Below are 18,045 nucleotides of genomic sequence, written 5' to 3'. Positions count from 1 at the left end.
CACTTTCGGGAAGCAGTCTTCCCGTTAAGGCGCGAGATGCGCGGCAGGTAACCCGAAGGGTTGTCGCCACAGGCCGCGCCATGGACGGAAACACGGAAGGCCGCCGGCTTCGAAAGAAGCGGCGGCCTTTTCCTTTTGCGGATTACTGGGTCAGTGCGACCTTTTCGGTATTGCGGATGATTTCCTGGAAGGCGGCGTCCAATTCCACTCCGGTGGACACCTCAAAATAATGCCTGTCCGCGGCGGAGGCGTCTTTCGACGAACAGCCCTTCAGCACCGCCTTTGCCTGGTCCCGCTCGGTTGGTGACATGTCCTTGTCATTCAGATCGAAGCCGATCGCGAAAATCTCGATGCCATCATTCTTCATGTTGCCGCACAGGGCTTCGGCGTTGCCACGTGCAAGGTTGCCCTGGCCGTTGTAGTTCCCCCCGGCTCCGGCGAAGGCCGTATTGAACTGGCCGTCGGTCATCAGGATCGCGACTTTGGCAATCTTCTTCGCATTGGCATCCGAGGCGCCGTTGCCGAGACCGGCATTCTTGATCGCAGCCCGCCATTGCGGTGACAGCATATAATAGGTCCACTGGATGGCGATCGCGCCGGCCGTATAACCATCGGCCCGGAAGGCACCAATCGAATCAAGCAAAGCGCCGGAATCGGCCGTCAGCGGGATCACTTCTGCGTCTGGGCATCTGTTCATGCTCCCGCCACCCAGATGATCATCCCTGTTGACCAGGGCATAGTAGTTCTTGCCGGTCTTGTCGGTGCGAACCGTGTCCGGGCCGTCATCACTCAAATCCGCATTGCCGTTCTTGTCCTTCCTCTCCGTCGCGCAATTGTCGGTCTTTGGCATTGCCGCGCCGACAATGGATTTGTAGTCGCCGAAGGACGGCAACGTCGTCTTTCCCGTCTTTGCGACGAGAAGCGAACTGCCGGCGACCGGCGGCAGATCAGAACTCGCCTGCCCCTCGGCGTAGACGTTCTCCGCCAGATTGCCGACGTTCACGCCAGATGCGTAAGGCACAATCGCGACGCGGATGCGGGGGTTCTTCGGGTCCTGGTTCTGGAGCATCGTCTGGACCGCGTTTTTCGCCGCCGCTTTCAGATCGCCGATCTTGTCGACGTTGCCTCTTTTCGCCATCGATCCCGTGATGTCGAGCATCATGGCGACCTCGACCTGCTTGTCCGAATAGAGTGCTGTGGTGGAAGCGCCGACGCGCCGCATGTCGCTGATGCCGAACAGCGGAAAATAAAGGCTGACATCGACATGGACATCCGCCTGCACGGTTCTGGCCGTCGGGTTGACGGTGAGCCTGTCCAGCACGACTTGGTCAGCCGTCAGGATGCCGGCCATGCTGTTGGCCACGAGAAAGTTCTGCACCGCCTTGTTGGCGTCGGCCTCCTTGATGACCCCGGTCGTCAGGTCGCGCGCCGTCGATGTCACCGCGGCGTCGACCACGCCTTGCAGGCTCGATCTGGCATTATAGAGCTGCGCGACGTTGACCGAGAAGCCGGCGGCTAGCACCAAGACCGAGGCAGCAAAGCTGAACAGGATTGCGAAATTTCCACCCCTGTGTCTGGCGAACCCGCCGACCGCGTGAACAAGACCCCCGTAATTTCGCATCCAACAGCCTCCGCTTGCCTCGGCCTCGTCGCCGCAATGATGGCAATGCAGGATTCCGGCCGGAAGTCGCCGGTCGAGCGCCGGAAACGCGCTGTGACCCGTCAACCTATTGTTTTTGTTGAATTTCGGCTGCTTCGAAGGTGAATGACTGGTAAACGGAAAGTCACGGATTCATCCGCGTTTACGGACTGCTTACCATGCTGGAATCGAAGCAATCGCGGACTGCTCCGCGACGTCCTGTTGCGGCACAGGCCTTCTGTGCCGAAGAGGAGCAGTTGTCCCGAGATAGCTGAGTAAGTTGGGGCGCGAACGGAACCAAGGTGTGTTGAGATTCAGGTCAGGCCGAGCCGAAAATGGTTGATGCCGAGAACCGGAGCGGAGCGTACTTTTCGTACGTGAGCACCGGAAGCGCAGGTATCAGCCATTTGCAGGCCGGCATCACCTGAATATCAACATGCCTTAGGCCAGCATTTGTGCGCTGACCGTCCTGTCGATACCGTGATGGGGCGGATTGAACAGATTGCCTTCCTGCTCATAGGTCCACACCTTGAACAGGCTGAGCCGGTGTGGACCAAAACTGTGCAGCAAGGGCACGTCGGTGGCGTCGCGGCCGCGTGCGATGACGACACGACCGGTCCTGGGCCGGTTGTGGCGTGGATCGAACGTGTACCATTTGCCGTCGAGGAACACTTCCATCCAGGCCGAGAAATCCATCGGCGCCGGATCGATCGGCACGCCGATATCGCCGAGATAGCCGTTCACATAGCGCGCTGGAATGTTCATGCAGCGGCAGAGCGTGATCGCCAGATGGGCGAAGTCGCGGCAGACGCCAACCCGCTCCTCATGCGCCTGCGCCGCCGTGCGGGTCGAACGCGCATAGCCATAGCCGAACGACAGCCGGTTGTGGACATAGTCGACGATCGCCTGCACCCGTGCCCAGCCGGAGGGAAGATGGCCGAACAGCTGCCAGGCGAGACTGCTGAGGTGATCGGTCTCGCAATAGCGGCTGCCCAGGAGATAGAAGAGCACCTCGTCGGGCAATTCGGCCACTGGCACTTCCCGGGCCAGCGTGTTGACCTCGTCCGTCTCGCCACTGTCTTCGATCACTGCGTCATAGAGGATGCGAAAGGTGCCGGCTGGTGCGGTGAAGCGGCGGCAGCCATTGCCATGCAGGTCATGGTAGAGCTTGGTCGGCACCGAAGGCGATGTCAGCACCCGGGTCTGCCGCTTGATGTCGGCTTGCCTGTCCTTGTGGATCTCAAGCAGCGAAATCACCGGGGTGGCCTCTGCGCATTCAATGGCGATTTCGTAGCCGAGCCGGATCAGCATCACAGGTCCCCTTCGATCGTCATGGAAAAGAATGCCGTTGAAACGTCGCGAGATGGCAGTGGTTCCCTGGACCGCCGCAAAATACGCCCTCATGCCTTTCCATGCCCGCGCCTTGACGTTACGGTTGCGCCCTCCCTCGACACGCTCCCCCGGACTTCAAGGAAAATCATGTTTGCTGGCAGAAAATTCGCGGCCTTCCTTTTCGACATGGACGGCACGCTCATCAATTCCATCGCCTCGGCGGAGCGAGTGTGGAGCGATTGGGCGCGTCGCCATGGCCTCGACGTCGCCGCCTTCCTGCCGACGATCCACGGCGTGCGGGCGATCGAGACCATCACCAACCTTGCCCTTCCAGGCGTCGACCCGGCGCATGAGGCCGACCTGCTGCTGAAGGCCGAGGCGGCCGATCTCGACGGCATTGTCCCAATCGCCGGCGCCGTGGCGTTTCTCAAGGCGCTGCCTGGCGAAAGCTGGGCGATCGTCACCTCGGCGCCGCGCTCCCTCGCGCTAGCGCGCATGGAGGCTGCCGGCATTCCTGTCCCCGCGGTCATCGTAGCGGCTGAAGACGTCTCCCGTGGCAAGCCGGCCCCCGACTGTTTCCGGCTTGGCGCACAACGGCTCGGCTTCGATGCGCGCGACTGCCTGGTGTTCGAGGATGCTCCGGCCGGCATCGCGGCGGCCGAGGCCGCGCAAGCCGCAGTCATGGTGATCAGCGCCACACATTCGCATCCGCTGCCGACGCAGCACGCCGCGATCGCGGGCTATGACAATGTCGGCATCACCATCGACGAGCGCGGCTGGCTGGCGCTCGAGGCCCAGCGCGACGCTGCTTGAGACCAATCCCTAAAAATCGCTGGTCAGGCCTTTGACCTCCCAGTCGCCATAACGGCCGGGTTCCTTGCCGCCCCGGCCGCCGATTTCTTTCGGCAGGCCGGCTTCCTTCTCGCGATACGCGGTGCGCCGTGCCTCCGCCTCGGCCAGTGCGCGCCGCGCGGCGGGCGACAGGTCTCTTGCCGGCACATCGTCATCCGGGCCGGCTGGCGTTTTACTGGTTTCGTCGGTCATGCGATATTCCACGCGGATTGAAACAGCGTCAGGTGTTTCCCATCATATAGCCATGAACCCACGCATGACCCCGAAAATCGGAATCGATTTTCGGAAAGGATCATGCGCAAATAAAACCTTACAGCGTCCTTTGCGCGTCCGAAAGGACGCGCGGCGCTGTCACGATCGACCCCTTTTTGCCACCACCACGACAGGAGCAGACGATGAACACACTTCGCACCGCCATGCTTCTTGCCGCGATGACGGCGCTGTTCATGGGCGTCGGCTTCCTGATCGGCGGTTCGGGCGGCATGATGATCGCCCTGCTCATCGCCGCCGGCACCAATCTGTTCAGCTACTGGAACGCCGACAAGATGGTGCTGTCGATGAACCGCGCCGTCGAGGTCGACGAGAAGAACGCGCCCGAATATTACGCCATCGTCCAGGCGCTGGCCAAGCAGGCCGGGCTGCCTATGCCCCGGACCTATCTGATCGACAATCCGCAGCCCAATGCCTTCGCCACCGGCCGCAACCCGCAGAACGCGGCGGTCGCCGCCTCCACCGGCCTGTTGCAACGGCTGACCCATGAAGAGGTCGCGGCCGTGATGGCGCACGAGCTTGCGCACGTCCAGCACCGCGACACGCTGACCATGACCATCGTCGCCACCTTTGCCGGTGCCATCTCGATGCTCGGCAATTTCGCCTTCTTCCTCGGCGGCAACCGCGACAACAACAACCCGTTCGGTTTTGTCGGCGTGCTGGCGGCGATGATCGTGGCGCCTTTTGCCGCGATGATCGTGCAGATGGCGGTCAGCCGCACCCGCGAATACGAAGCCGACCGGCGCGGCGCCGAAATCTGTGGACACCCGCTGTGGCTGGCATCGGCGCTTGACAAGATCGCCCGCGGCGCCGAACGCATTCCCAACCCCGATGCGGAGCGCAATCCGGCGATGGCGCATCTCTTCATCATCAATCCTCTGCACGGCGAGCGTATGGACAATCTGTTCTCCACCCACCCCAGCACTGAGAACCGCATCGCCGCGTTGCAGGAAATGGCGCGGCAGATGGCGGGCGGCACCCAGGCCGCCCCGCGCCCCACGCCTCGGCACGCCGAAGAAGAGCAGCCGTCCGGCCCGTGGGGCCAGGCCCCTCAAGCGGAACAGCCGGGGATGCCGGAAAGGCCGAAGGCCAACCCATGGGGGCGCAACCCGACCGGGCCCAAGGGCCGATGGTCGTGAGCGTGGGAGCACCTCGACGCACAGGCTCACGCGATCAGGACCATAGAGACGGCGGCGAATTCGTCGCCGGTCTCGCCGCCCGCAAGGCCGCGGCGCGGCTGCTTGCCGCCGTCATCGATGCCAGGACGCCGCTCGACGGACTGACCGACCACGAGAACGGCCACCCGCAATACAAGGCGCTCGATTTGCGCGACCGTGGCTTGGTGCGGGCCATTCTGGTCACCGCGCTGCGCTTCCGCATGACCATCGTCGGGCTGCTGGCGCGACGCCTGGAAAAGCCGCTGCCGCCCAACGCTACGGCGCTGTCACACATCTTGCATGTGGCCGCGGCGCAGATCCTGTTCCTCGACATTCCCGACAGCGCCGCTGTCGACCTCGCGGTCACCCATGCCAAGTCCGATCCGCGCACCCAGCGCTTTTCCGGCCTGGTCAACGGCGTGCTGCGCACGCTGGCGCGTGCCAAGGAGACGGAACTGCCCGCCGCCCTTGCCGCCACCGACGAAGCGCCAGAATGGTTCTCCGACCGGCTGAAGGCCGCCTATGGCGCCGACAAGGCGAAGCAGATCCTCGCCGCGCACCGTTACGAGGCGCCCGTCGACTTCTCGGTCAGGGCCGACCCCGCACTCTGGGCCGAAAAGCTAGGCGGCATCGTGCTGCCGACCGGCACGGTGCGCGTGGAAAATCTTGCCGGAGCCGTCACCGACCTGCCCGGCTTCGCCGAAGGTGCCTGGTGGGTTCAGGATGCGGCTGCCAGCCTGCCGGCGCGGCTCTTCGGCGATGTCAGCGGATTGCGTGTCGCCGACCTCTGCGCCGCGCCCGGCGGCAAGACCGCCCAGCTGATCCTGGCCGGTGCCAGGGTCACGGCGGTCGACACGTCGAAGAACCGGCTGGCCCGGCTGGCGCAGAATCTTGACCGTCTCGGCCTGTCAGCCGAGATCGTCCAGGCCGACTTGCTCAAATACGAGCCGGCGGAGCTGTTCGACGCGGTGCTGCTCGACGCGCCCTGCTCATCGACGGGCACGGTGCGACGGCATCCCGACGTGCCATGGACCAAGACGGCGGCCGATGTCGAAAAGCTCGCCGACCTGCAAAGGCGGTTGCTCACCCGCGCCGTCACGCTGGTCAGGCCCGGTGGCCGGATAGTCTTTTCCAATTGTTCGCTCGACCCGCTCGAAGGCGAAGATTTGCATCGTGCCTTTCTCAACGAAACAACCGCAGTCGACGATCCGCTGCGGCAAGGCGAGGTCGCCGGCATCGACCCTTTCTTGACGGCGCAAGGCACGCTGCGCACCACGCCCGCCGACCTTGATCTCGGCACGCCGGAGCGCTCGGGGCTGGACGGCTTCTTCGCTGCGCGCATGCGCCGCGCTCTTTAGAGCGATCTTTCACGACCGCGAAAACCGTTCGCCCAGCGAGTTTCGCCGCCGCCTCAAGAGGACATAAGTCGCGGCAGAGACGACTTTTTTAAGGACGATCCCGGCCATGGCCGCGTGAAGTGGGTCGGTTGGAAGAAATCCGCCTTCGCATAAGTTCTTGAATCATATAAGCTTGCGCCGGGATAGAGGACGGACCAGGAGGGCTTTTGGCACTGGCTGCCAGCAACACGACGCGTCTGTGGACGCTTGTCGCGAAGGAGTTCTGGCGCAAGACGCGCCGGCGCTTGCGCGCCGGGCCGGTCTATCGCTGGCGCTATTCCGGCCGCACGCCCGAACGCGTGCTGATTGCACCGCCGGACTTGCGGCTGGCCGACCCGCAGATCGCGCTGGAGATCTATTACGGCCGCTATCCCCTGTCGGGGCACCTGGTAGAGACCGGCGGCAAGTCGCCCTTCCAGATCAACGTGCCCAATCACGGCTGGCAGAAGACGCTGCATGGCTTTCGCTGGCTGCGCCACATGCGCGCCGCCGGCACCGAACTTGCCGCCGCCAATGCGCGTGCCCTGGTGTCCGACTGGATCGCCATGCACGGAAACAACATTGCCGGTATCGCCTGGGAGCCCGGGACGACGGCCAAGCGCATCATCGCCTGGCTGCAGCATTCCTCCGTCGTGCTGCAGGGCGCCGAATTCCCCTTCTATCGCGCCTTCCTGAAATCGCTGGCCGTCCAGATCCGCTATCTCAGGTCGATGGCGCGCGAGATGCCCGACGGCAAGGACCGGCTGCGCGCCCGCATAGCACTTGCCTTCGCCGCCCTTTCCCTGCCGGCGCCGGCTTCGGCGCTGCGCGGCGCCACCCGCAACCTCGCCGAGGAACTCAACCGCCAGATCCTCGCCGATGGCGGCCATATCTCACGCAATCCGATGTCGGTGCTGGAAATCCTCGCCGACCTTTTGCCGCTGCGCCAGACCTACGCCAACCAGGCGGAAACCCCGCCGCAGGCGCTGATCGGCGCCATCGACCGCATGCTGCCGGCGCTGCGCTTCTTCCGCCACCAGGATGGCAGCCTCGCCCGTTTCAACGGCATGGGCGCCACCATCCATGACCGCATCGCCACCATATTGCGGCATGACGACACCGCCGGCGCGCCGCTGCTGCACGCGCCGCATTCGGGCTATGAGCGGCTGTCGATGGGCGGCGTCACCGTCATTGCCGATACCGGCCTGCCGCCGCCGGTCGATGTTTCCAACGCAGCGCACGCCGGCTGCCTTGCCTTCGAGCTGTCGTCCGGCCGCCAGCATTACATCGTCAATGCCGGCATCGACACCTATGGCGCCGCCGAGTTCCGGCCGCTGGCGCGCGCCACCGCCGCGCACTCGACCGCCACCATCAACGACACCTCGTCGGCGCGCTTCAGCCATTCGCTGCGCGTCAACGGCCTGCTGGGCTCGCCGCTGATCGGCGGCCCGCAGCAGGTGCAGTGCAAGCGCATCGACCAGAAGGGCATCCAGGGCTTCATCGCCCGCCATGACGGCTACGTCGCGCGCTTCGGCTTCCTGCACGAGCGCGAGCTTAAGCTGTCGTCGAACGGCAATGTCCTGGCCGGCAGGGACCGGTTCCAGCGGCCCGGCAATGCCGCGATCCGCAACAATGGCCGCGACTTCATCACCGTGCGCTTCCATGTCCATCCCGACATCAACTTGCTGCAGGACGAACATGACCGGCTGGTGCTGACCGCCGACCAGGCCGACAGCTGGGTGTTCACCTCAGGCGAAGTGGTGCCGGAAGTCGAGGAATCGATCTATTTCGCCGGTCTCGGCGGCCCGCGCCGCAGCCGGCAGATCGTGCTTGCCTTCAAGGCCTCCGACGTGTCCGAAGTCCACTGGCAGCTGACGCGCACCAGCATTGCCGGCTATCCGGAAAACAACTGAGAGTGCCGGCCACCACCAAGCTTGCCGCTTGATTTCCTGATGTCATGTGCTACGGCGCGGGCTTGCCCCTCCAGCCGTGAAAGGCCGCCAGCCCATGGCCGTCGCCGCCAAGAACATTCCCGCCCCGGACCTCGTTCCCGTACGCCGTGCCTTGCTTTCGGTGTTCGACAAGACCGGCCTCATCGACTTCGCCACGGCATTGGCCGCGGCCGGCGTCGAACTGGTCTCGACCGGCGGTACCGCCAAGGCGATCGCCGAGGCCGGCCTGGCGGTGCGCGATGTCTCCGAACTCACCGGCTTTCCCGAGATCATGGATGGCCGCGTCAAGACCTTGCACCCTTCCGTGCATGGGGCGCTGCTTGGCGTGCGCGACGACCCCGAGCATGCGGCGGCGATGCGCAAATACGGCATCGAGCCGATCGACCTCCTCGTCTCCAATCTCTATCCGTTCGAGGAAGTCCGCCGCTCCGGCGCCGACTATGCAGCAATCGTCGAGAACATCGACATTGGCGGCCCGGCGATGATCCGCGCCTCGGCCAAGAACCACGCCTATGTCGCCATCGTCACCGATCCAGGCGACTACGCCTCGGTGCTGAACGCACTGGAAATGAACATCGGCTCGCTGTCGCTGGATTTCCGCAAGAAGCTGGCGGCCAAGGCCTTTGCGCGCACCGCCAGCTATGACGCGGCGATTTCCAGCTGGTTCGCCGAGGCGCTGGAGATCGAGCACCCGACCTGGCGCGCCTTCGGCGGCAGGCTGACCGAAGTGATGCGCTATGGCGAAAACCCGCACCAGAGCGCCGGCTTCTACGTCAATGGCGACAAGCGCCCTGGCGTCGCCACGACGCGGCAGCTGCAGGGCAAGCAGCTCTCCTACAACAACATCAACGACACCGACGCCGCCTTCGAACTGGCCGGCGAGTTCGATCCCAGCCGCTCCGCCGCGGTCGCCATCATCAAGCACGCCAACCCGTGTGGCGTCGCCGAGGGCACATCGCTGAAATCGGCCTACGCCAAGGCGCTTGCGTGCGATCCGGTCTCGGCCTTCGGCGGCATCGTCGCAATGAATCGCACCCTCGACGCCGAAGCGGCGCAGGACATCGTGAAGACCTTCACCGAGGTGATCATCGCGCCCGATGCCACGGACGAGGCCGCGGCGATCGTTGCCGCGAAGAAAAACCTGCGCCTGCTGGTCACCGGTGGCTTGCCCGACCCGCGCTCGCCCGGCACGACCGTCAAATCCGTTGCCGGCGGCCTGCTCGTCCAGAGCCGGGACAACGCCGTGGTCGACGATCTCGAACTGAAAGTGGTGACCAAGCGCGCGCCGACGCCGGCGGAGATGGCCGATCTCAAATTCGCCTTCCGCGTCGCCAAGCACGTCAAGTCGAACGCCATCGTCTATGCAAAAGACGGCGCCACGGTCGGCATCGGCGCCGGCCAGATGAGCCGCGTCGATTCCTCCCGCATCGCCGCCCGCAAGGCGCTGGACGCGGCCGAGGCCGCCGGCATGGTCGAACCGCTGACCAAGGGCTCGGTCGTCGCCTCCGATGCCTTCTTCCCCTTCGCCGACGGCCTGCTTGCCGCGGTCGCCGCCGGAGCCACCGCCGTCATCCAGCCGGGCGGCTCGATGAACGACAAGGACGTCATTGCGGCGGCCGATGAACATGGCATCGCGATGGTGTTTACGGGCGTGAGGCATTTCCGGCACTGAGCACGTTTACCCTCCCCTTGATGGGGAGGGTCGGTGCGCTCGCTTGCGAGCGCGCCGGGGTGGGGTGATGGCGCTGACCCCCACCCCGCTCCGCTTCGCGGATCCACCCTCCCCACAAGGGGAGAGTAAGGCGCTATTCCGCCGGCCGATCCGCCGGATAGGGCGTCCTGACCAGGATCGCCATGCCGATGCCGAGGAACAGGATGATCACGGCCATGCCGAGCCGCGCCGAATCGCTGAGCGCGGTGATGGTCGCCACCAGGAACGGCGCCAGGAAGCTGGTCGCCCGCCCGGCCAGCGCATAGATGCCGAAATAGCGGCCGGATTCCGCTGCCGTGACGCTGCGCGCCATGTAGGAGCGTGACGACGCCTGCACCGGGCCGAAGGCAAGGCCAATCAGCAGGCCATACATGATGTAGGCCTTTTCGGCCGCCGTGCCGAACAGCCCGCCCGAATCGGTGGTCGGCAGCTGGATCAGGCCGAGCAACGTGAAGCCTGGGCCGGTCGAGACGACGCCGATGGTGGCGACCGACAGCATGACCAGTGCGATCATCACCACGGCCTTGGAGCCGAGCGCGGTGTCGAGGCGTGCCGCGATCCAACAGCCGAAGATGGCGACGACATTGAGGATGATGCCGAACATGCCGATCTCTGTGATCGACCAATGGAACATGCCAGCCGCGAACGTGCCGCCGAGCGCCAGCAGCGCGTTGACGCCGTCCTGGTAGATCATGCGGGCGACGAGGAAGCGGAAGATGCCGCCGCGCCTGCGCACCTCGGCCAGCGTGGATTTCAGTTCCAACAGGCCCTCGCGCACCGCCGGCCCGATCGGAATGCCCTTGATGGCGTCCGGCGTGAAGAAGAACATCGGCAGGATGAACAGGAAATACCAGCCGGCCGACAGCGGCCCGGTGGCGCGCGCATCCTCGCCAAGCTTCGGGTCGAGGCCGAACAGCGGGTCGATGCCGATGATCGTCTTGCCGGTCTCGGGCGAGCCGGCGAGGCAGGTGACGACGAAGATCAGCGCGATCATGCCGCCGAGATAGCCGAGCCCCCAGGCCGTGTTGGAGATGCGGCCGATCTCGCTCTTCGGCACCAGCCGCGGCATCATCGAATCGTTGAACACGGTGGAGAATTCCGCCGCCACCGAAGCCAGCGAAAACAGCGCAACGACCAGGAACAGGTTCGAGCCGGGTGCGGCAAACCAGAGCAGAGCGAGACTGGTGATCTTGATCGCGGCGAAGAAAGCGATCCACGGCTTGCGCGGCCCGGTCTGGTCGGCGATCGAACCGAGGATAGGTGACAGCACGGCGATGACCAGCCCTGCCGCGGCGATCCCGTAGCCCCAGACCGCTTGGCCGGTGTTGGGATCGCCAGCCATGCGCGAGACGAAATACGGACCGAAGATGAAGGTGGTGACGACCGTGAAGAACGGCTGCGCCGCCCAGTCGAAGAACATCCATCCCCAGATGCCGCGCCCGGACGCCCGCTGCATTGTCTCTACCGCCATGATGATTCCCTCGGCCCCACCCGCGTCGGGCGCCATGTCTGCATGTTTCTGATGCCCATGCAAATGACAAGCGCTGCGCCGCCCCTCATTGTCCTGCCGGACATTTCTCCCCGTATAGTGACGGAGAGAAAGACGCTGTCGCGAAGGCTTTCGCCAATTGTCGACGTCGCAGAATGGGGCCGGCCTTGCGACCAGTTCCCTTCTCCCTGTCACTATACGGGAGGTGAGGAGTGGCTCGCGTAGCGGACGAAAAGCCAATTGCTTGGCTTTTCGAACAACGAACGGCGGCAGCCGGATGAGGGGCGGCGCCAACCTCCGCAAGAACCCTCACATCCCGGTCAGATCGCTCATCAGCCCAGACGCCACGGACAGCCGCGACACGGTGATCTCGCCGCCTTCGGTGAGCGCCTGCAGACGCTCGCGGATGCGCGCCACGCGCTCGCCGCCGGCTTCCAGCCAGGCCGCCACCGGATCCGCTGCCTTGGCATGGCCGGTGAGCGCCGCCACCGCAATGCCGCGACGCGCCGCGCCGATCGTGTCGGTGGCGCGCGATAGCGCCAACTGGTCGTAGTAGTCCGAAGGCGTGATCGAGCGCGCCGCGTCCTCGACACGCGGGATGCGGAAGGCATCGCTGACCGCGAAGAACGCTCGTGCCGCCGCGACGATGTCAGCACCGGCCGTGCGCGCCGTCAGCGCGATGTCGGGGATGAGTTCGGCCACCTCGCTCAGCGCCAGCTGCTCGGCCAGCTTTTCCGGCGCGCCAGCCTTGAACAGCCCGTGCCGCTTCTCCTCGATCCGCTCGCGCGAGAAAGCCGGCAGCAGCGAAACGAGCTTCGGCTCCAGCGCCTTGCGCGCGTCCTGCAGCTCGGCGATGCGCTGGCCGAGCGGCGCCGTGCCGGCATCGTTCTTCAGATACCAGCCGCTGGTCACGTAGATCAGCCGGCTGACCATCTGGTAGAGATCGAGCTGCACCTGGCCGTCGATCTGACTGTCGAGCGCATCGATCTCGCTATAGAGCGCCGGCAGCGCAAAGCCGTCTCGCACCACGGCGAAGGTGCGCACCACGTCGGCGGCGGTGCGCCCGGTGGCTTCCTGCAGCCGGTTCACGAAGGACGGGCCGCCGCGATTGACCAGGTCGTTGGCGACGACGCGGGCGATGATCTCGCGGCGCAGCCTGTGGCCGTGGATTTCGGCGGCGTATTTCTTCGCCATCCGGTCAGGGAAATAGCCCATCAGGTCACGGTCGAAATGCGCATCGTCAGGCACATCGCTGGCGACGATGTCGGAAAACAGCACGATCTTGGCATAGGCGAGCAGCACGCCGAGTTCGGCCCTGGTCAGCGGCTCGCCGCGCGCCTCGCGCTCGGCAAGGGCAGCCGGCGACGGCAGCGTCTCCACGGCGCGGTCGAGCAGGCCGCGCGCTTCGAGCGCTGACATGAAGCGGGCCTGGTGCGCGATGTCGGCAAGGCCGCGCTTGCGGGCGATCGAAAGCGCCAGCGTCTGCTGGTAGTTGTTGGAGAGCACCAGCCCGCCGACCTGGCCGGTCATCTCGGCCAGCAGCTTGTTGCGGGCCGGGCGCGTCAGCGATCCCTTGCGCATGGCCGACGCCAGCGCGATCTTGATGTTGACCTCGACGTCGGAGCAGTTGACGCCGCCCGAATTGTCGATGGCGTCGGAATTGCAGCGACCGCCATTCATGCCGAACTCGATGCGGGCGCGCTGCGTGACGCCGAGATTGGCGCCCTCCCCGATCACCTTGGCGCACACGTCGAGCGCGGTGATGCGGATGGCGTCATTGGCGCGGTCGCCGACCTCGGCATTGCTTTCGGTGGAGGCCCTCAAGTAAGTGCCGATGCCGCCGAACCACAGGAGGTCGACCGGCGCCTTGAGGATGGCGGTCATGATCTCGGCCGGCGTGGCGGTGGTCTTGCTGAGGCCGATCGCCGCCGCGGCGGTCGCCGGCAAGGTGATCGACTTCTGGCTGCGCGAGACGATAACGCCGCCTTCCGACAGCTTGGTCTTGTCATAGTCCTGCCAGCTCGAACGCGGCAGCGCGAACATACGCTCGCGCTCGGCCATCGAGGCCGTCATGTCGGGATCGGGATCGATGAAGATGTCGCGATGATCGAAGGCGGCGATCAGCCTTGTCTGCGGCGACAACAGCATGCCATTGCCGAAAACGTCGCCCGACATGTCGCCGACGCCGACGACGGTGAAGGGCGAGGTCTGGATGTCGCGGTTGATCTCGCGGAAATGCCGCTTGACCGCTTCCCAGGCGCCCTTGGCGGTAATGCCCATCTTCTTGTGGTCATAGCCGGCCGAGCCGCCGCTGGCGAAGGCATCGTCGAGCCAGAAGCCATGTTTCTCGGAGATGGCGTTGGCGGTGTCGGAGAAGGTCGCCGTGCCCTTGTCGGCGGCGACGACGAAATAGGGATCGTCCTGGTCGCGGCGCACGACCCCGGCCGGCGGAATGACACCGTCCAGCCCGATATTGTCGGTGATCGACAAAAGGCTTGAGACGAAATTCTTGTAGGCCGAGGTACCGGCCTCGAAGATCGCGTCGCGGCTGCCGCCCACCGGCAGGCGCTTGGGGAAGAAGCCGCCCTTGGCGCCGACCGGCACGATGACGGCGTTCTTGACCTGCTGCGCCTTGACCAGGCCGAGCACTTCGGTGCGGTAGTCCTGGGCGCGGTCCGACCAGCGCAGGCCGCCACGCGCCACCGGGCCGAAGCGCAGATGCAGGCCTTCGACCTCGGAACCGTAGACGAAGATCTCGCGCCACGGTCGTGGCGCCGGAAGACCCTCGACCGCCTGCGACTCGAGCTTGATCGCCAGCGACTGGCCCTTCTGCTTCGTATCGGCAACGAAATGATTGGTGCGCAGCGAGGCTTCGATCAGATTGAGGTAGCGCCGGATGATGGTGTCGTCATCGATGTTGGGCACATCTTCCAGCGCGTCCTTGATCTTGGCCTTGAGGTGCTTTGCCGCCACCACGCCCTCGGTTTCCGCCGTCGGGCCGAGCCGGGCGATGAACAGCGCGTGCAGGCCGCGCGCGATGTCGGGATAGCGGTTGAGCGCCGCGGCGATGAAATCCTGGCTTTGCGGAATGCCAACCTGCTGCAGATAGCGGCCATAGGCGCGCAGGATGGTGATTTCACCGGACCACAGGCCGGCGGTCTGGGCCAGGCCATTATAGCCGTCATTGTCGACGTCGCCACGCCACACCGACAGGAAGGCGTCCTCGAACAGCGCGCCGCCATCGGTAAGGTCGATCGGCTTGCCGTAGCTGTTCTCCAGTTCCATGTCGTGGATGAAGACCATGTCGGTCGCGTCGCCGCCGACCTCGAAGGTGCGCTCGCTGATGACGCGGAAGCCGATGTTTTCCAGCACCGGCACGCGCCGCGACAGCGCCACCGGGCTGCCATGGTGATAGATCTTCAGCGCCGCCTGGTGCGGCTTCTGCTCGGCATGGCGATAATAGTCGATGGCGATGGGATTATCGGCGCTAATCCTGGCGATGCGCCCGGCATCGGCCAGCGCCACCGCCGCGCTGAACGTGTCCCGGTAGCTTTCCGGCAGCCTTGCGGCGATGGCCTTCAACGCCTGGTCGCCGCCACCCGCATCCGCCGCGTCGGAAAGGGCATCCTCCCATGTCCGCACGATGTCGCGGATCGCCGCCTCGATCGTCGCCTGCTCGACCTTCGGCGTCTTGCCGCCGGAGCGGCCGATGATGAAATGCACGCGCGCCAGCCCGCCTTCGGGGAAGGCCGGGTAATAGGCCGACAGCCGGCCTTCGAACACGTTTTTCAGATAGGCGCCGATCTTCTCGCGCACGACGCTGTCGTAACGGTCGCGCGGCACGAAGACGAGGATCGAGACGAATCGGTCGAACTGGTCGGCGCGCACCAGCGCCCGCACGCGCGGCCGCTCTATCAGGCCGAGAATGGCCGCGGCATGCTTGCGCAGGATCGGCACCGGCACCTGGAACAGTTCGTCGCGCGGATAGCTTTCCAGCACGTTGATCAGCGCCTTGCCGGAGTGGTCGTGCCGGTCGAAGCCGGACTTGGCGATGATGGTTTCGGCCTTGGACCTGAGATACGGGATCTTCATCACCGAGCGCGTGTAGGCGGTCGAGGTGAACAGGCCGACGATACGCAGTTCGCCGGCAAGCGTGCCCTTCGGGGTATAGGTCTTGACGCCGATGTAGTCGAGATAGATGCGCCGGTGCACGGAAGACTTGGCATTGGCCTTGGTGACGATCAGCGGCTCCGGCCCATGCAGGAAGGCGCGAATCTCAGGGGTCGTCGTCACCGCTTCGGTGCCGCGCCTGAGCACCAGCACATCGGGATCGGACAAAATGCCGAGGCCGGGCTTGTCGGCCCGCTCGAGATTGCCGCTTTCCTCGCCGCCGGAGTATTTGAACTCGCGCATGCCGAGGAAGGTGAAATTGTCGTCGCGCAGCCATTCCAGGAAGGCGATCGCCTCGGCGACGCTGTTCTTGTCGAGCGGTACCGCCGAATAGCGGAATTCCGAGATCGCCTGGTCGAGACGGGCGAGCATCGGCTTCCAGTCCTTGACGGCGGCATGGACCTGGCCAAGCATCTTGCGCAGCCGCTCGGTCAGGGCGTTTGCCGCTTCCACCGTCAGCCGCGGTATGTGGACATGGATGACGCTCAGCCGATCGTGGCTGCCATCGTCCTTGGCGAAATTGCCGTCGCCGAGGATTTCCTCGACACCGCGTTTGCCATGGCGAACGGTGATGACCGGGTGGGTGACCAGGGTCGGCTCGCCGGATGTCTCGGTAATCTCGCCGAGGATGGAATCGAACAGGAACGGCATGTTGTCGTTGACGACGGTGATGACCGTGACCGGGCGGCCTTCGCGGACGACGCCCGAATCGGTCTCGACGGCAACCACGCACGCGCCCTTCTTGTGGCCGGCGACCGCTTGGCCCGCGAGGTCGGCGGCGCGTTCGAGATCGGCCTCCTCATAGGCGGCGATGTCTTCCGCCGGTGCCCGGGCGAGCAGGTAATCGGCAAGCCTGGCTGGCCTTTCCTCGGTCTTTGTCGCCGATGTGGCTTTTTTCTTCGGCTTCGCTGCGGATTTCACGCTGGCCATGACGCTATTCCCTCCCGTCGAATGCTTTTACGACTATCGTAGCAGATGACCGCTGTTTGGCGACAAAGGTTTGACGGCTTGCCATGAATTATCGGAATTCGATCACAAAAGAGCGCCCGACGAGGAGAAATGACCCATGACCGGCAAAATTTCAGCACTGGATCTGGCCTCGGGAGAGCTGAGCGAGCCGACAAAGGCCTATTTCGCCAAATGCGAGGAGAAGCTCGGCCTGGTTCCCAACGTGCTCAAGGCCTATGCCTTCGACGACAAGAAACTGCGCGCCTTCACTGACATGTACAACGACCTGATGCTGGGCGAGTCCGGCCTGTCGAAGCTGGAGCGCGAGATGATCGCCGTTGCCGTGTCCTCCATCAATCATTGCTACTACTGCCTGACCGCGCATGGCGCCGCGGTGCGACAGCTGTCGGGCGACCCGGCGCTCGGCGAGATGATGGTGATGAATTTCCGTGCCGCCGCGCTTTCCCCCAGGCAGACAGCGATGCTCGAATTCGCCGTCAAGCTGACCGAGGAGCCGGCCAAGATCGTCGAGGCCGACCGGGCAGCGCTGCGAAAGGTCGGCTTCGGCGACCGCGACATCTGGGACATCGCCTCGACCGCGGCCTTCTTCAATATGTCGAACCGGGTGGCGGCGGCAATCGACATGCGGCCGAACGACGAGTACCACTCCATGGCGCGTTGAGGCGGGCCCTAGCCGCGCCTTATATTAGCCACCCCTCATTTCCGTTGCGCGTTTGCCGGTTTGGTCCGATGATCGGCAGGCGGCATGACCGCATGCCGGTTCAATGCCGCTCATCAAGGGAGGAGAACATGGCGAAGTTTCTCTACGTCTATCACGGCTCCGGGAAGATGCCGACGAGCGAAGCCGAGCGAAAGGCGATGACCGACGCCTGGACAGGCTGGTTCGGAAAGCTTGGCTCGGCCGTTGTCGATCCAGGCAATCCAGTCGGCATGTCGAAGACCGTCCTGCCTGGCGGCAAGATAGAAAACAACGGCGGCAGCAACCCGACCGGCGGCTACTCGATCATCGAGGCCAAAGACATCGACGATGCCGCCGAAAAGGCCAAAGGCTGCCCGATGCTGGCCATGCCGAACTGCAACGTCGAGATCGCACCGATCATCAATATGATGGCCTGACGCCTCGCCTCA

Annotated in this window: 12 protein-coding genes; 7 read left to right on the top strand and 5 right to left on the bottom strand. The window is 64.7% G+C overall.

Features of this window, described 5'->3' with window-relative positions:
* Positions 1-142: 142 nt before the first annotated feature.
* Positions 143-1,621, bottom strand: a complete 1,479-nt coding sequence (locus JG747_RS05725; protein WP_064981734.1) for a pilus assembly protein TadG-related protein — start codon at positions 1,619-1,621, stop codon at positions 143-145.
* A 459-nt stretch (positions 1,622-2,080) separates the two neighbouring features.
* Entirely contained in the window at positions 2,081-2,950 is an 870-nt protein-coding gene (locus tag JG747_RS05720; protein ID WP_019861867.1) for a transglutaminase-like domain-containing protein, read from the bottom strand.
* Between the two features lie 168 nt (positions 2,951-3,118).
* Between JG747_RS05720 and JG747_RS05715 the strand changes: the two genes are divergently transcribed.
* Entirely contained in the window at positions 3,119-3,784 is a 666-nt protein-coding gene (locus JG747_RS05715; RefSeq protein ID WP_202361345.1) for an HAD-IA family hydrolase, read from the top strand.
* A gap of 9 nt (positions 3,785-3,793) precedes the next feature.
* On the opposite strand, the gene JG747_RS05710 is transcribed toward JG747_RS05715, so the two are convergent.
* On the bottom strand, positions 3,794-4,015 hold the full coding sequence (locus JG747_RS05710; RefSeq protein WP_027047512.1) for a DUF1674 domain-containing protein: 222 nt from the start codon (positions 4,013-4,015) through the stop codon (positions 3,794-3,796).
* A 203-nt stretch (positions 4,016-4,218) separates the two neighbouring features.
* Between JG747_RS05710 and htpX the strand changes: the two genes are divergently transcribed.
* The 4 genes from htpX to purH all read left to right on the top strand — a co-directional run bounded on the left by htpX (position 4,219) and on the right by purH (position 10,250).
* On the top strand, positions 4,219-5,232 hold the full coding sequence (gene htpX / locus JG747_RS05705) for a zinc metalloprotease HtpX (protein ID WP_202361344.1): 1,014 nt from the start codon (positions 4,219-4,221) through the stop codon (positions 5,230-5,232).
* Positions 5,223-6,608 carry an RsmB/NOP family class I SAM-dependent RNA methyltransferase gene (locus JG747_RS05700; RefSeq protein ID WP_202362233.1) on the top strand — a complete coding sequence of 462 codons (1,386 nt, stop codon included), beginning with the start codon at positions 5,223-5,225 and terminating at the stop codon, positions 6,606-6,608. The genes htpX and JG747_RS05700 overlap by 10 nt, the downstream gene beginning before the upstream one ends.
* A gap of 206 nt (positions 6,609-6,814) precedes the next feature.
* Positions 6,815-8,539, top strand: a complete 1,725-nt coding sequence (locus tag JG747_RS05695; RefSeq protein WP_019861872.1) for a heparinase II/III family protein — start codon at positions 6,815-6,817, stop codon at positions 8,537-8,539.
* 94 nt (positions 8,540-8,633) lie between these two features.
* Entirely contained in the window at positions 8,634-10,250 is a 1,617-nt protein-coding gene (purH, locus tag JG747_RS05690) for a bifunctional phosphoribosylaminoimidazolecarboxamide formyltransferase/IMP cyclohydrolase (protein WP_202361343.1), read from the top strand.
* Between the two features lie 133 nt (positions 10,251-10,383).
* On the opposite strand, the gene JG747_RS05685 is transcribed toward purH, so the two are convergent.
* Positions 10,384-11,760, bottom strand: coding sequence for an MFS transporter (locus JG747_RS05685; RefSeq protein ID WP_027047513.1), 1,377 nt, complete (start codon positions 11,758-11,760; stop codon positions 10,384-10,386).
* A 327-nt stretch (positions 11,761-12,087) separates the two neighbouring features.
* Positions 12,088-16,878, bottom strand: a complete 4,791-nt coding sequence (locus JG747_RS05680) for an NAD-glutamate dehydrogenase (RefSeq protein ID WP_202361342.1) — start codon at positions 16,876-16,878, stop codon at positions 12,088-12,090.
* Between the two features lie 136 nt (positions 16,879-17,014).
* Between JG747_RS05680 and JG747_RS05675 the strand changes: the two genes are divergently transcribed.
* Both JG747_RS05675 and JG747_RS05670 read left to right on the top strand, forming a co-directional pair.
* Complete coding sequence (locus JG747_RS05675) at positions 17,015-17,578, top strand: peroxidase-related enzyme (RefSeq protein WP_202361341.1); 564 nt, start codon at positions 17,015-17,017, stop codon at positions 17,576-17,578.
* Between the two features lie 128 nt (positions 17,579-17,706).
* Complete coding sequence (locus JG747_RS05670; RefSeq protein WP_027047514.1) at positions 17,707-18,033, top strand: hypothetical protein; 327 nt, start codon at positions 17,707-17,709, stop codon at positions 18,031-18,033.
* Positions 18,034-18,045: the final 12 nt, after the last annotated feature.

The sequence above is a fragment of the Mesorhizobium sp. 131-3-5 genome, assembly GCF_016756575.1.
Taxonomy (GTDB): Bacteria; Pseudomonadota; Alphaproteobacteria; order Rhizobiales; family Rhizobiaceae; genus Mesorhizobium; species Mesorhizobium jarvisii.
The sequence above is the reverse complement of the archived record's forward strand: the minus strand, read 5'-3'. Positions and strand labels throughout refer to the sequence as shown.